Source organism: Enterobacter chengduensis, assembly GCF_001984825.2.
Classification (GTDB): Bacteria; Pseudomonadota; Gammaproteobacteria; order Enterobacterales; family Enterobacteriaceae; genus Enterobacter; species Enterobacter chengduensis.
In genome coordinates, this window is the sequence record NZ_CP043318.1 from 2,616,736 (window position 1) to 2,631,611 (window position 14,876).

A 14,876-nucleotide genomic window follows, 5' to 3' on the forward strand; every position below is an offset into this window, starting at 1 on the left:
CGCTCACTCTGCGTCCGGCGCTTTTGGCGTGGCGTCATCGCGCTTGTCGTCGCGATGTCCGTGCCAGCCGCAGTGCCCGCGACCGTGGCGGCCAAAGCCTTCGCGGCGCTGCTGAATAAACGCCTCGCGCTGCTCGGGCGTCATGTTCATCCAGCGCTCGTGCATACGGCGGTGCGCGCCAAACATGCCCGGGCGGAACCCCAGCCCGCCAAACAGAATGCGGCTCAGCACCAGAATGCCCAGCGCCTGCCAGAATCCGATGGCCTTAACGCCGAGGATCGCCGGGAGCAAGGCGTTCCACAGGGACATCACCAGCAGGCCGAGCACGATGAAAATCACCGCGCCGATGACTAAGCCCTTGCCCATACGGTGGCGACCGAATCCGCGCCCGTGACCTCTGCCGTGCATTTCAAAATCTCTCATGGTGTTTACCTCGTTTACCGTAACTGATTATGGCTTGTGATGAGGTAGACGGATGAGGAAGGGAAATATTGCTGGGGTGAATGAAATAATTTTTCTGGCTTCGCCATCGCGGCTATTTCCCGGCGGCGCTAACGCTTGCACGGGCCTGCACGTTTCGTAGGCCGGGTCAGCGTCAGCGCCACCCGGCATGTCAAAGGCTTACGCCTGCATCGGCAACCTAAAACTCGAAATACTCCGCGAAAGCTGCTGCGCCTGCTCTTCCAGCGAGGCCGCTGCCGCAGCGGACTGCTGCACCAGCGCGGCGTTCTGCTGGGTTACGCCGTCCATCTCGGTCACCGCCTGGCCGACCTGGCTTATCCCGCGGCTCTGCTCTTCCGAAGCCACGGAGATCTGCTCCATCAGCGTATTCACTTTGTTCACCGACAAAATAATCGAGTCAATCACCTCGCCCGAGCGGCTCACCAGCTCCGCACCGTTTTTCACGCTGGAGACCGACTGCGCGATCAGGCTTTCGATGTCTTTGGCCGCCACCGCGCTTTTCTGCGCCAGGGTGCGCACTTCGCTGGCCACGACCGCAAAGCCGCGCCCCTGCGTGCCGGCTCGCGCCGCTTCAACCGCGGCGTTCAGCGCCAGGATATTGGTCTGGAAGGCGATGCTGTTGATCACGCTGGTAATGTCTTCAATGCGCTTCGAGTTCGCCGCGATGGTATTCATCGTGTCGATCACCTCGCGGGTCACCGCTTCGCCGGTATGGGCATTGTTCACCGCGTCCTGGACCAGCTTTCCGGCCTGATACACGTTGTCGGTATTGTTCGCCACCGTCGCGCTCAGCTCTTCCATGCTGGCCGCCGTCTGGGTTAAGGCGGACGCCTGCTGCTCGGTGCGTGACGCCAGGTCGATATTGCCGGAGGCAATCTCCTGGGCCGCGTGCGTCACGGTGTGGCTCGCATCGCGCACCTGGGCGATGGTCGCCAGCAGCGCCTGACGCATCTGCTCCATCGAGCCCATCAGTTGGTCGATTTCGTTATGTACACTTCCCTTCACCGGCACCGGAACGTCCAGCTTGCCTGCCGCAATCTGGCTACAGTGCTCGCGCGCCAGGTTGACCGGCGCGAAGACGAAGCGCTTCATGAAGATGCTGACGGCAACAATCACCAGCACAAACAGGCTGGCGATAGCGGCAATGATCGCCAGGCCAGAGACGAAATTACTGCGCGCGTCCTCGTTCAGGCTTTTAGCGTATTTCTGGTGGACGGAAAGGACCTGGTCGAGAACGATTTCGTACTGGCGGTCGAGGCGGGAAACTTCCGGGATCAGCGCGTTAAATTTGGCAACATCGTGCGCCTCGGCGGCGTCGATGAGCGGCGCCAGCCCCTGGTTGCGGTAGTTTTGCCAGGCGTCCTGATAGGCGCTTACCAGCGGCGCTTCATCCGATAGACGCGGCGACGCCATAAAGGCCGCAAAGGCGCGATCCGCTTTGGTCAGGGCCTCTTTCACTGCAGATAGCTTTGCAGACTCGTCGGCAGTATTGCCCGCTTCCACCATCTTCACATACTCCATCACCCTAACGCGCAGCGTACGGCTGTGGTTGATGGGGTCGATAATGGACAGCACGACCTGAATCTCTTTGTTAACGTTATCCAGCGAATTATTACTTTTAATGATGAGGCCAACGCTGGTAACGGTGCTGACGACAAAGAAGAAAAGCAGCGAGAACAGGACAATCAGTGACGACTTTTTCAACGACATAAACCAATACCTCAAGGAGAATTATTCCTTATGGTTATCGGCCATTCCAAAACTTAAATTAATTAAAGTTATTGAAGTATCAGGTCGGGCTATTTCGCTGACTTATAGCGTCGCTGCAGGGTAGCATCCAGCTTCCGTTGCAGCGGTTCCGGGGTCTCGCCCTCGATCAGTTTGCCAATCAAATCAAAGCAGTGCCACGCCAGCTGGCGGTTATCCTGGCGGATGGTATCCACCGGGATCGTCAGCGAATCGTAGAGATAGTGATCGTCAAAGCTGGCTAACCTGATATCGCTTTGCAGCAGGTTATGCTGGCCCATATAGCGCAGCACCCCTTCCAGCAGCCCGCAGGCGGCGGTGAACAGCGCTTTCGGTGGACGCCCCAGGCGGGCGCAGAGCTCGGCGAACATCTCGTACCCGGAACTTGGGTGATAGTTGCCGTGAATGATCCACTCCGGGCGCAGCGCTACTCCAGCCTCACGCAAACCTTGCTTAAACCCGTCCAGACGGTCGCGCGTCGGAGAAAGGCGCGGCTGGCCGCCCAGAAAATAGAATTCATCCGGATGCTGGCGCGCAATGTCCGCCACCAGCTCCTTCGTTGGCGTAATGGAGTCGGTGATCACCAGCGGCAGCGCGCTGTCGTTCATATGGCGGTCAAAAAGCACCACGGGGAGCTGCTCGCTGAGCTTAAGGTAGTCCGCATCATTGAGCATGCTGGAGGCGACAATCAGCCCGTCGACCTGACGCGCCACCATGTTGTTCACCACCACCGTCTCCTGCCCCGGGTTTTCATCGCTGCAGGAGATCAGCAGCTGAACGCCCGCCTCGCGGCACAGCGTTTCCAGCTCGTGAGAAAAGACGGCGAAGCCGTAGTTGGTGATCTCCGGCACCACCAGGCCAACGGTGTGGCTGCGGTTATCGCGCAGCGACCGGGCGTGAATGCTGGGCTGATAGTGATGCTCTTTGGCGATCGCCAGCACGCGCTCGCGCGTCTCTTCCGCCACGCGAAGCTCTTTGCTGCGCCCGTTCAGGACCAGGCTGGCGGTGGCTTTTGATACCCCCGCCAGCTCCGCGATGTCTTTAATGGTGACGCGTTTTGTTTTTCTCACAACGACTTAGATCCGGCTGCCAAAACCCTCATTCTATCATGCAGGCGCGCAGCGACCAGTAGCGTAATGTGATATCGGACGCACCTTCGAATCGCACCCGGGCCGGATGGTCAGGAAAATAGCGGCTGCTCATCACCCCTTCGCCGTGGTTAATGAAAATTTCGACGCTGGAGCGGTCGCACAGCACGCGCAAGTGGCGAACGTCGCCCTGCCAGTAGCGGGTCAGCGTTTCACCGTTTTTCAGGCTTGCGCGTTCCAGGCGTATACCCTGCTCATCGAGCGTGAGGCGCAGCGCGCCGGCAAAATCGACGCTCACCTGCGATGCGCTGAGCTCAAACTCCAGGCGCGTCGCGTCCAGAAGAGGCGCATTGCTGGCGCGTCCCTGCCAGCCCTGTTCCTCTTCACGCAGCGCCGCCAGCTCGCGCGCCGGGGTCTGCAAGAGCCTGCCGTCGCGATAGCGCAGTTCGCGCGGACAGGTCATCTGGTGCATCCAGCCGTGCGCCCGGGTTGGCTGAAGCATCTCTTCTCCGTCCGGGACGCCCATCCAGCCGATCAGAATGCGGCGGCTGTCTTCCGCCAGCGTCGTTTGCGGGGCGTAGAACTCAAAGCCCGCGTCCAGCTCGTGCAGATCTCCGTGATCGAACCGGGCGGTGGAATAGTCAAACGCCCCGCTCATCCAGGTCGCCGGATAGGTATTGAGATAGCGGTGCGGCTCGCGCGCCAGTCCCTGAGGACAGCAGATCAACACGTGCGTGTCGTCGAGCGCGAACAGGTCCGGACACTCCCACATATACCCCGCATCCTTGAGGCCGTTAACCCCGTGGCCGGCGATCTCCCCGCAGGACGTCCAGGCGTGCAAATCGGCTGATGTAAACAGCAGCACCTTGCCGCGCTTTTGCACATCCTGCGCGCCCAGCACCATGCACCACACGCCGTCGTGCTGCCACACCTTCGGGTCGCGCACGTGACCGGTATAGCCTTCCGGCAGCGCCAGCACCGGTCCCAGCTTCTTAAAGCTTCCGTCCGGCTGTTCCACGGCCAGGCACTGCCAGGCCGTACGGCTGCCGTCATCGAACTTGACGTTGCCGGTGTAGCACAGCGTCAGCACGCCCTGGTTGTCCACGGCGCTACCGGAGTAGCAGCCGTTGCGGTCATACTCTGCGTCGGGCATCAGCGCCAGCGGCTCGTGCCGCCAGTGCACAAGATCCGCAGAGCTCCAGTGCCCCCAGCACTTAAAGCGATGCGCGCAGTCCAGCGGGTTCCACTGATAGAACAGATGGTAGCGACCGGCAAACCAGATGAACCCGTTTGGGTCATTCATCAGCCCCGTCACCGGCGCGGCGTGCCACTGCGGATAGTGGCTATCCGCCAGCGCCCGCGGCTGGCCTTTCATAACGGCCTGCAGGATCGCAGGCCAGCGGGAAGGTAACGTCATTATTCAGCGTCCGTTTTATATTTCAGCAGCAGCGAGACGGTAAACGCCACGCCGAAGGCAATCACCATGCCGATAATATAGTTGAGCAGCGAGCTGGCCTGCACGATGGCCATGCCCGGAATGGCGGTCAGCCCGACGGCGGTCATGTAGACATGCACGGAGACCACCCAGGCCCCGCCCACCGCGCCGCCGATCAGCGCGGCGATAAACGGCTTAACGAAGCGCAGGTTGATACCAAAAATGGCCGCTTCGGTAATGCCCAGCATCGCAGAAAACGCCGACGGCAAGGTAATGGCTTTGATTTTGGCGTCTTTGGTTTTGAACCACACCGCCAGACACGCGCCGCCCTGCGCCACGTTCGCCATGGCCCAGATCGGCAGCAGGAAGTTCACGCCAATCGAAGGGTTGCCCAGCAGCCCGGCTTCAATCGCGTGGAAGCTGTGGTGAATACCGGTGATCACAATCACCGAATACAGCCCGCCGAACAGCAGCCCGGCCAGCCAGCCCGCGTGTTCAATTAAGGTGCTCAGGATAAAGGAGATGCCGTCGCCCAGCGCGCGCCCTGCCGGACCAATAATCAGCAAGGCGATGAAGCCGGAGATCACCACGGTGAGGAACGGCGTCAGGATCAGATCCAGCGCATCCGGAATCGCGCGGCGCAGGTTTTTCTCCACGATGCTCATAAACCAGACGGCCAGCAGCACCGGAAACACCGTGCCCTGGTAGCCAATCATCGCGACCTCAAGGCCGAAGAAGTTCATGGTGTGGAAACCGGAGGCTACGCCCCAGGCATTGGTCAGCGCTGGGTGCGTCAGAATGCCGCCCAGCGTCGCGCCCAGATACGGGTTGCCGCCAAACTCCCGCGCGGCGGTAAAGCCAATCAGAATAGGCAGAATGATAAACGCCGCCGAGCTGCACATGTCCAGCATGATGTAAAGGGCGTTATCCGCATTGACCCAGCCGTAGGTTTTCACCATGCCGAGCAGCCCCATTAGAAGGCCGGAGGCGACAATCGCGGGGATGATCGGCACAAAGATGTTGGAGAGCAGACGGGCAATGCGCTGGAACGGGTTCAGCTTGCGCGCCGCCAGATCCGCAGCCTCCGATTTACTGGATTCGCCGATCCCCGCCGCCTGAATAAACGCGGCGTAAACCTTGTTGACCACGCCCGTGCCAAAAATCACCTGCATCTGTCCGGCGTTACGGAAGCAGCCCTTCACGCCGTCAACCTTGCCGATCGCCTGCTGGTCGGCCAGCGCGTCATCGACCAGCACCAGACGAAGACGCGTTGCGCAGTGCGCCGCGCTGGCGATATTTTCCTTGCCACCGAGCAGCGGAATGAGCTCGCGGGCGATTTGATTAAAATCCATAGACACCTCTGCCTGACTTCTTTTTATGATGTGCGAAACGCCCCCGCCAGGCGGGAGCGTGATGGGTTAAAACCAGGTTTCCATCTGGACCCCAAAGTTCCATTCCCCGCCGGCGTTGAAGCCGCTGCTGCCAAAGGCATCATCGCTGGCGTAATGATCCAGTTTGCTGCTCCAGTCCATCCAGGTAGCAAACAGGCGCAGCTCCGGACGGCTGAAGAAATCGCCGATTTTGCTCGCTTTTAAGGTTGGCGCAAAGGTCAGCTTGTAGAAGCTGCCGTTGACGGCGTTGCGGTCCATATAGCCTTCCGGGTTCAAATCCATGTACTGATAGCTGCCCTCAAACGCCAGGGCAAAGTTCTGGGTCACCTCTTTGATCAGGCGGGTGTTGAGCGTCACCCATTCATAGCTGTCGCCCTTGACGTAGCGATCCTTACTGCTCTGCGCCAGTACGGCGGGCGCAACGCTCCAGCCACCGCCGATCGGCGTGACACCGTAACTTGCAAAGCGCCAGGTATCGGCTTCAGACAGCAGCGCGCCGTCGGAGCCGATGCTTTTCACTTCCGCACCCAGCCCGTGACCGTACAGCAGCGCCGTTTTAGCGGTCCCTTCCCGCAGGCCGTAGAAGCTATCATTATGCAACCCAATCAGGGCATGAACGCCGGTATTGGCGGCATCCGTTTTAATCAGATCGCCGTTGGCGTCTTTACGGTCATCGTTATCCTTCGCCCGCAGGCCGCTCACCATCAGCTGGAGCGGCCCGGCGAAGTGGTTCATGGTGAGGATATAGTTCTGAACGTTATTGTCGGTCTGCTCCACGCTGCCGAAGTTGCGGCCATAAATGGAGAAGTTGCTGCGCAGCGAATCATTCCATTTCACGTCATAAACGCCGCCGCCGGTACCGGCCAGGAAAACCACGTCGGAATCCAGCCAGTGAATATCGAAGTTGTCTCGGTCGAAGCGTTTACCCGCCCAGAAGGTGCTGCCCTTCAGCGCGCCGGTAAAATCAGGCAGGTTGCCCAGCTCCGCAAAGGCCTGACGAATATTGAGGTCGCTGGTATCGGCTGACCAGTCGTTGTAGGTTCTCTGACCGTCGGCCAGCATGGCCTTGAAGCGCGTGGTCGCCCCGTTATCCAGCGTCTGTTTGTGCTCCAGGTTCAGCTCAACGTAGGTATCGGCTTCGTTACCCAGACGCCCCACCGCACCGCCGGTTTCCCCGGCCGGAGTCAGATAAGGGCCGCTTTTGCTGCTGGAGGCCGCGTCGTTCATCAGCAGGCCGGAACGAGCGTAGCCGTGAAACTCAAACCCGCCGCTTTGGTCCGCCTTCTTCTCCAGCGCGGTGGTGCGCTGTGCCACCTCCTGGGTCGTGGTTTGCGCCTGCTGCTGCGCGGCAACCAGCTGCTGCGTTTTTTGTTCGGCCTCCGTGGCGCGTTTTTCAGCCACCTGGGCACGCGTTTCCGCAGCCTGAAGGCGTTGTTCCATCGCGGCAAGACGCGCTTCGATACTTGTCATATCAGTCTGGGCAAAAACAGAGGTACTTCCGGCCAGCATGCCTATCATCACGGCAAGTCTGCGTTTCTTATACATTTTGTCGCATCCCTAAAAGAAGTCATTAAACGTGCTAAATTGCTAAACCGGTTTATGTTGCTGATACTAAACCTCTCGATTTTGGATCGGCAATCTTTTTTGCTAAACCGTTTTAGTAAGTGTGATCGGGGCGACAATTCAGGCCATCGAATGACGGCCTGTGAAGGAAGGATTTACAGATCGTGCTGCCAGGGCAATGCTGTCATCGCCCCTTTGGCCGTGGTGGCTAGCGCGCCGCAGCGCTGGGCTAAGGCGATGGCCGGCGTCAGGTCCTGCCCGACGGCCAGGCCGTAGAGCAGCCCGGCGACGAAGGCATCGCCCGCGCCGGTCGTATCGACACACTTAACGGGGGTTGCAGGATAGTGTTTAACGCAGCCCTCATGCCAGGCGATGACGCCCTCTTTCCCCTGGGTGACCAGCACCAGGCGCGCCGGACACCATTGCATCAACGTGTCCAGGCCGACGTTGACCCGCACGTCTCCGGTTAAGAACGCCAGCTCTTCGACGGAGAGTTTCACCACGTCAGCCCTGTGCAGCGCCTGTTCCAGGCAGCGGAGAAGTTCGTTCTCATCCGCCCAAAGATCCGGGCGAATATTCGGGTCGAAGCTGACGTAACCGCCCGCCTTTCTGATGGCGTCCATCGCCTGAAACGTCGCCGAACGGCTCGGTTCGGCGCTTAAGGCGATGGAGCAGACGTGCAGCCATTCACCCTGGCTGAACGTCGGCAGATCGGCAGGTTCCAGAAACAGATCGGCGCTCGGGCGCACCATAAAGGTAAACGAGCGTTCCCCCTGGCCGTCGAGATCGACCACCACGGTTGAGGTGCGGTGCGCCGGATCGAGGCGCATAAACTTCACGTCTACCCGCTCGTCAGCTAAGGTCTTTGCCATAAAACGTCCGAAAGGATCGTCGCCAACCCTGCCGATAAAGGCGCTCTGGCCGCCCAGGCGGGCAATGCCGACCGCGACGTTTGCCGGTGCGCCACCGGGACACTGCAGTAATTTCCCTTCGCCATCGGGCAGCAGATCCACTACCGCGTCGCCCAGTACCCAGATTTTTTTCATGTGATCCTCATAGCTAAACAATATTAAACCGTTTTAGCTATTTAAGCACAGGCCGGACAAAGGGGAAATAACGAGGAAGGAAAATTGGCTAACGCACCAGATGCGGCCAGTGAATATCGCCGACGCCGTTAAGCTGCGGACGGGCAAACAGAAAGCCCTGGAAGCGGCGGATGCCGGCAGACTCGAGCCAGCACCACTCCTCTATTTTCTCGATACCTTCAGCCACCAGGGTGACTTCAAGGTCGGAGCAACAGCTGATGATGGATCGCACAATCGCCTGTTTTGGGCCGCTGAGGTGAATATCGCTGATGATCTCCCGGTCGATTTTAATTTTATCCGGCTGGAAGCGCGTCAGCAGAGAGAGGCCGGCATAGCCGGAACCAAAATCATCGATCGCCATGCCCACTCCCTCACCGCGAAGCTGCTTAATGGCGCTGTTGAACTGGTTAAGTCCGGATATCATTTCGTTTTCAGTGATTTCAAGCACCACTTGTTCTGGCTGAAGCCCGTGATGCTTAATTTGATCGACCAGAAATTCGACTGCGCCAGGGACATTCACCAGCGACATCGGCAGCAGGTTTACCGCAATTTTATGGCTGCCAATGCCCATCTTTTCCGCCAGCGCAAAGGCATACGCTTTCGTCTGGAGATCGACCTGGTAGAGGGTGTCCGAGTCAAGGGTGCGGAAGAATTGCTCCGGGCTGCCGCCGTCATTGCCGCGGATAAGGGCCTCAAGAGAGCTGATCTTCCCTTCCGAAGGCTCAACGATAGGCTGAAGCGCAAACTGACAGGTTTGCCCGGCAATCAGGCCCAGCGGCGCGCCAAAAGGCAGCGTTTCGGGGTCGAGCGTCCACGTTGTCGGGTCGTAACGCCCGCCCAACAACAGCGGACGTTTGCTGGTAATGAACGTCTGGATAAATTTAAACACCCGGTCATCGGATGTCAGATAGCTATCAAGCTTGCTGTAATTCAGAACCGACTGCAGAACCTCTTTCGGCGACTGGATCTGCAAATCAAACAGCAGCATGCCGACGTTTTCGAAACGCCTGCGCGGGCCGTAATCCCGCATCAGTTCAACCACCCCGCTGTGCCGCCTGTCGTCGCGGATTTTATGGAACAGCGTAAGCACGCTCTCCTCCGATCCTTCCAGGATTTGCAGCACATCACTGCCCCTTGCAAGCAGCACCCCGGTGATATTCAGATTGGCATTGCGGATCCGGGCACGCTCCACCAGCTCCCGCAGTTCAGTGGGCGGCAGGGATAAATTCAACTGGCTTCGGTAAATCAGCGTGGTCAGCACAAAAAGGAGTTCCGATGAGCAAAAGGTGCCTTAAAGCTACTGTGTAACATACTTAGTCATCGTGACCTAACATATTCACGCAACTAATGAAGATTACTTTTTCTCATCCCCGATCCGGCCGTTAATCCTCTCCTGCGTATAGTCATAAAACGGGTTCGAGGTGACCCGCATCAGCGCCTCTTTTCCGACGCTCAATACGGACGTTTCGCCCCAGAGCGCTATCGTTCCCAGGCTGATTCCGTAGCGGTTTTTCACCTCGGGCTCGCGACCATAGAGATCGTCATCCGGCGGGAACGGCACGGCAACGTGCGACAGGGAATAGACGTCCCGCGGCCAGGACTGCGCGAGCGGCACAACCGTCTCCTGCATGCTGCCTGCCGGGGTGATTTTCGCCACCGTCGAGAAGCTATGTGCGTCCGCATTGGTAACAATCGTGACACCGTAACGCCGCTGCGCCACCGGCAGCAGCGACGTTGTGGCCGTCCAGGAGGACGGTTTAAACAGCGGGCGGAAGCTCGCCGCCTGGTTGATGTCAAACACCACCAGCTCGCTGCCGTTTGCCGGAAGCTGGTCAAACAGGCCGGTGACCACCGCGCGGGTGCTGACGGTCGAGTCCATGACCGACTGGAACGCCAGAACGGGCGGCAAATTCGTCAGCCTGTTCTCCCGCGCCTCTCGGCCTATCTGCTCCTGAAGAGCCTTCGTCAACAGCCACGACTGGCGGGCGGCGTTCACCGGGAACGAGTTGTATTTATACGGATTATATTCCGGGGAGATATTCAGCCACGCCGCTTTGGCAAACGCCGGGAGCAGCGCCGGTAGCCCGGCGAAACCGGCGAACCGCGCAAAGGCCGTCACGCCGATCATCGGTGACAGCAGGATCACCTGCTGCGGCCTGCGCAGCGTAGAGGAGTCCAGGGCATCGAGGGCATATTTCATCGCCAGCGCTCCGCCGTTGGAGTAGCCCACCAGATGCAGGGGCACCCGATCTCCCGCCAGACGCGTCGCTTCCCGCACGGCAAGGCGCGTCGCCGCCAGCCACATCTCCCAGTCAACGTCCGTCAGCGCGCCGGGCGCGGTGCCGTGCCCGGGCAGGCGCGGTACCACGGCGACAAAGCCGTGTGCCTGATAATTCTGAGCAAGATGTCTGACGCTGTAGGGCGAATCCGTCAGCCCGTGCAGCAACACCACCGCGCCGCGCGGCTTTCCGGCGGGCATCAGCACAAAGGAACGGTTGGCATCGGGTGCAAACTGACCGGGCCACACCAGGCTCTGGCGATAGTAGCGGTTTAACGGAGTCTGTTCCTCCCCCGCTGTTTTCGCCGTTACCGCGTTATCCAGATCGGTGAAAATCGCCTTTTCCCGGGCCTGATACCCGGCAAAATCGGCATTGTCCATCTCTCGCACGGACATCTCGTCCGCCCGCCAGGTATGCCAGAGGTGCAGCTCCGGTCCCTGCTGCGAGAGGTACACCCTTACCGCCAGCAGGACGATCAGGACGATCCCAACAACCATGCCTGTTTTCTTTGCTAGCGCCATCAGACGCTCGCTGACTCGCCAGGGCCAATTCGCCATGCCGCGTTCCCTTTCATATTCACCGTGTATCTATCTTATCAAAAATGTGAACACGCTGACGTATTCACCAAATTCATATTTGCCGGGTCAGCCGGTGCACCAAAAGTGAACTACGCTGCACAAATGTTGATCATTAGTTAAACAAATATTGCATGAAGTTTACGGCGCAGCAGGTTTCACCGCCTCTGTGAACATGGCACGCGTCATGCATTGTTAATCTGGTAACACACATCCGGCTTTTGACAGCCTGTTAACAGCGAGGCGGTATGACGACGAAACCTGAGATGTTGAGCCGTATCGAAGCGACGTTCAGCCAGCTTACGCCCAGCGAAAAGCGGGTTGGAAGCTGGCTGCTGGCGCACGCCGCGCAGATACCGTTCGAAACGGCTGAAAGCGTCGGTCAGGCTAGCGGGACCAGCGGGATTACCGTTGGACGCTTCCTGCGCAAGCTGGGGTATCGCAACCTTGAAGATGCCAAAAAGAGCCTGCGCGATCCCTATCAGCCCTGGGGCATGAACGAGCGGCTTGACTCCTGGCAACAGCAGTCCCCCCTGCCCAACCGCCTTCAGCACGCCCTGTCGCTGGAAGTTGACGCCATCACGCAGGTTTATCAGCTGGCGCAAACGGACGTCTTCCGCCGGGTGGTGCACAACCTTGCCCATGCGGACGCGGTGTTTGTGCTGGGGATCCAGTCTACGCGCGGGATCGCTAACGCCTTCTTCAGCCACCTTGAGTACCTCCGCCCGCGCGTGAGCTATTCGGAGGGGGCATCCGGCAGCTGGGTAGACTCCCTGAACTCGGGGTTTTCGCACCCGTATGTCGTGCTGACCGATACGCGCGCCTACTCCGCGATGGCCCGCCAGTACTGCCGCGTCGCGAGCGAAAAAGGTATTCCGCTGGCCTTAATTACCGATATCTGGTGCCCGTGGGCGCGGGATTATTCGATGGATTTACTGCAGGTGAAAACCGATACCGGTCATTTCTGGGATTCACTTGCCCCCGTGAGCTGTCTGTTCAACCTGCTGCTGTCGGGCGTGGTGGAGGCGCTGGGCGATGCGCTTCCGGCACGCCTGGCGGTAAACCGACAATTACAGCAAGAGTTTGGTCAATTCGAACGCTAAAGGAGCGGAGCCATGCCCGAAGAGAGTGAACTGATTGATGTGGCGAAGATGTTTCCCGCGCTGCATATCGATCTGAAGTACGCCACCGCCGATAACATCACCGGTCGCCCGATCTACCAGGAGGCGCTGTGCCTGCTTCATACCGATGCCGCCACCGCGCTCGCAAAAGCCATCAGCATTGCCGCGCTGGCGGGGCTGAAGCTGGTGGTTTACGACGCCTACCGACCGCAGCAGGCGCAGGCCCAGCTGTGGGATGCCTGCCCAAACCCGGAGTATGTGGTCGACGTGGCGATTGGCTCCAACCACAGCCGCGGCACGGCCATCGACGTCACGCTTATGGACGAGCATAACGCCGTGCTGGACATGGGCGCCGGTTTTGACGAAATGCACGATCGTTCGCATCCGTATCACCCTTCCGTACCGCCGCACGCCCAGCGCAACCGTCTGCTGCTGAACGCCATCATGTTTGGCGGCGGTTTTGTAGGTATCAGCAGCGAATGGTGGCATTTCGAACTGCCGAACGCCGCCAGCTATCCGCTGCTTGATGACCGTTTTGCCTGTTTTTCACTGACGCACACCCCTCTTTAAACCTGGAGCACTGCCATGAAAACATCGCTTCTCTCAACCGTCATTGCCGCCACGCTGGCCCTGAGCGCACCGCTGGCGCTGGCCGCCGTCCCGAAAGACATGCTGGCGATCGGTAAAGCCGCCGACCCGCAAACGCTCGATCCGGCCATCACCATCGATAACAACGACTGGACCGTGACCTATCCGTCCTACCAGCGTCTGGTTAAGTACAAGCCGGGCTCCACCGAGGTAGAAGGCGATCTGTCGACGGGCTGGAAAGCCTCCGACGACCAAAAAGAGTGGACCTTTACCCTGGCGGACAATGCAAAATTCTCCGACGGTACCCCGGTCACCGCCGAGGCGGTCAAACTCTCCTTTGAGCGCCTGCTGAAGCTCGGCCAGGGGCCGTCTGAAGCCTTCCCCAAAGATTTGAAAATTGATGCGGTGGATGACCATACGGTGAAGTTCACCCTCAGCCAGCCTTTCGCGCCTTTCCTGTATACGCTGGCAAACGACGGGGCGTCCATCATTAACCCGGCGGTGCTGAAGGCCAATGCCGCGGACGATGCGCGCGGTTTTCTCGCGCAAAATACGGCCGGTTCCGGGCCGTTTATGCTCAAAAGCTGGCAGAAAGGCCAGCAGCTGGTGCTGGTGCCAAACCCCCACTGGCCGGGCGAAAAGCCGCACTTCAAGCGCGTCTCGGTGAAAATTATCGGTGAGAGCGCATCGCGTCGTCTGCAGCTTTCCCGCGGTGACCTGGACATTGCCGACTCCCTGCCGGTCGATCAGCTGGCGGCCCTCAAGCAGGAAGGCAAAGTGGCCGTTGCCGAATACCCGTCCCTGCGCGTGACCTACCTCTACCTCAACAACAGCAAAGCCCCGCTTAATCAGGTGGATTTACGCCGGGCCATTTCCTGGGCGACGGACTACCAGGGGATGGTAAAAGGCATTCTGAGCGGCAACGGCAAGCAGATGCGCGGCCCTATCCCGGAAGGCATGTGGGGCTTTGACGCCTCGGCAATGCAGTACAGCTTCGACGAAGCCAAAGCCAACGCGGCGCTGGAGAAGGTCAAAGACAAGCCCGCCAGCCTGACCTTCCTCTACTCGGACAACGATCCAAACTGGGAGCCTATCGCCCTCTCAACCCAGGCCAGCCTCGGCAAGATCGGCATTAACGTCAAGCTGGAAAAACTGGCCAATGCCACCATGCGCGACCGCGTCGGAAAAGGCGATTACGACATCGCCATCGGCAACTGGAGCCCGGACTTTGCCGACCCGTACATGTTCATGAACTACTGGTTCGAATCGGACAAAAAAGGGCTGCCGGGCAACCGTTCGTTCTATGAGAACAAAGACGTTGATTCGCTGCTCCAGGCCGCGCTGAAAACCACCGACCAGACGGAACGCACCAGGGATTACCAGCAGGCGCAAAAGGTGGTCATCGACGAGGCGGCCTACGTTTATCTGTTCCAGAAGAACTACCAGCTGGCGATGAACAAAGAGGTTAAAGGCTTCACCTTTAATCCGATGCTTGAGCAGGTGTTCAACATCGCCACCATGAGTAAATAACCGTTTTGCCGGG

The 14,876-nt window shown here is 59.2% G+C and carries 12 protein-coding genes; 3 read left to right on the plus strand and 9 right to left on the minus strand.

The window, feature by feature from the left end; genetic code table 11:
* Window positions 1-3 precede the first annotated feature (3 nt).
* The 9 genes from FY206_RS12760 to FY206_RS12800 all read right to left on the minus strand — a co-directional run bounded on the left by FY206_RS12760 (window position 4) and on the right by FY206_RS12800 (window position 11,606).
* Window positions 4-423, minus strand: a complete 420-nt coding sequence (locus tag FY206_RS12760) for a hypothetical protein (protein ID WP_023327517.1) — start codon at window positions 421-423, stop codon at window positions 4-6.
* 198 nt (window positions 424-621) lie between these two features.
* Window positions 622-2,172: a methyl-accepting chemotaxis protein gene (locus FY206_RS12765; protein ID WP_032640663.1), complete on the minus strand. Its 1,551-nt coding sequence runs from the start codon at window positions 2,170-2,172 to the stop codon at window positions 622-624.
* An 89-nt stretch (window positions 2,173-2,261) separates the two neighbouring features.
* On the minus strand, window positions 2,262-3,278 hold the full coding sequence (locus FY206_RS12770) for a LacI family DNA-binding transcriptional regulator (protein ID WP_032640665.1): 1,017 nt from the start codon (window positions 3,276-3,278) through the stop codon (window positions 2,262-2,264).
* A 28-nt stretch (window positions 3,279-3,306) separates the two neighbouring features.
* Entirely contained in the window at window positions 3,307-4,713 is a 1,407-nt protein-coding gene (locus FY206_RS12775; protein ID WP_032640666.1) for a sucrose-6-phosphate hydrolase, read from the minus strand.
* Window positions 4,713-6,083 carry a sucrose-specific PTS transporter subunit IIBC gene (locus tag FY206_RS12780; RefSeq protein ID WP_032640668.1) on the minus strand — a complete coding sequence of 457 codons (1,371 nt, stop codon included), beginning with the start codon at window positions 6,081-6,083 and terminating at the stop codon, window positions 4,713-4,715. Before FY206_RS12780 ends, FY206_RS12775 begins: the two co-directional genes overlap by 1 nt.
* A gap of 66 nt (window positions 6,084-6,149) precedes the next feature.
* Window positions 6,150-7,667, minus strand: a complete 1,518-nt coding sequence (locus FY206_RS12785) for a carbohydrate porin (RefSeq protein ID WP_032640671.1) — start codon at window positions 7,665-7,667, stop codon at window positions 6,150-6,152.
* A gap of 173 nt (window positions 7,668-7,840) precedes the next feature.
* Window positions 7,841-8,731, minus strand: coding sequence for an aminoimidazole riboside kinase (locus tag FY206_RS12790; protein ID WP_032640673.1), 891 nt, complete (start codon window positions 8,729-8,731; stop codon window positions 7,841-7,843).
* 88 nt (window positions 8,732-8,819) lie between these two features.
* Window positions 8,820-10,031, minus strand: a complete 1,212-nt coding sequence (locus tag FY206_RS12795; protein ID WP_032640675.1) for a diguanylate phosphodiesterase — start codon at window positions 10,029-10,031, stop codon at window positions 8,820-8,822.
* A gap of 93 nt (window positions 10,032-10,124) precedes the next feature.
* A complete protein-coding gene (locus FY206_RS12800) occupies window positions 10,125-11,606 on the minus strand; it encodes an alpha/beta hydrolase (protein ID WP_032640677.1) in 1,482 nt (493 codons plus the stop codon).
* Between the two features lie 266 nt (window positions 11,607-11,872).
* Here FY206_RS12800 and FY206_RS12805 point away from each other — a divergent pair, with 266 nt between their 5' ends.
* Genes FY206_RS12805 through FY206_RS12815 form a run of 3 tightly spaced genes read left to right on the plus strand, consistent with a single transcriptional unit; the run spans window position 11,873 to window position 14,863 of the window.
* On the plus strand, window positions 11,873-12,727 hold the full coding sequence (locus FY206_RS12805) for a MurR/RpiR family transcriptional regulator (protein ID WP_032640679.1): 855 nt from the start codon (window positions 11,873-11,875) through the stop codon (window positions 12,725-12,727).
* A gap of 12 nt (window positions 12,728-12,739) precedes the next feature.
* On the plus strand, window positions 12,740-13,315 hold the full coding sequence (gene ddpX / locus FY206_RS12810; protein WP_032640681.1) for a D-alanyl-D-alanine dipeptidase: 576 nt from the start codon (window positions 12,740-12,742) through the stop codon (window positions 13,313-13,315).
* Window positions 13,316-13,330: 15 nt separating this feature from the next.
* Window positions 13,331-14,863 (plus strand): ABC transporter substrate-binding protein, encoded by a 1,533-nt coding sequence (locus FY206_RS12815; RefSeq protein WP_032640683.1) that lies wholly within the window; start codon window positions 13,331-13,333, stop codon window positions 14,861-14,863.
* Window positions 14,864-14,876 lie beyond the last annotated feature (13 nt).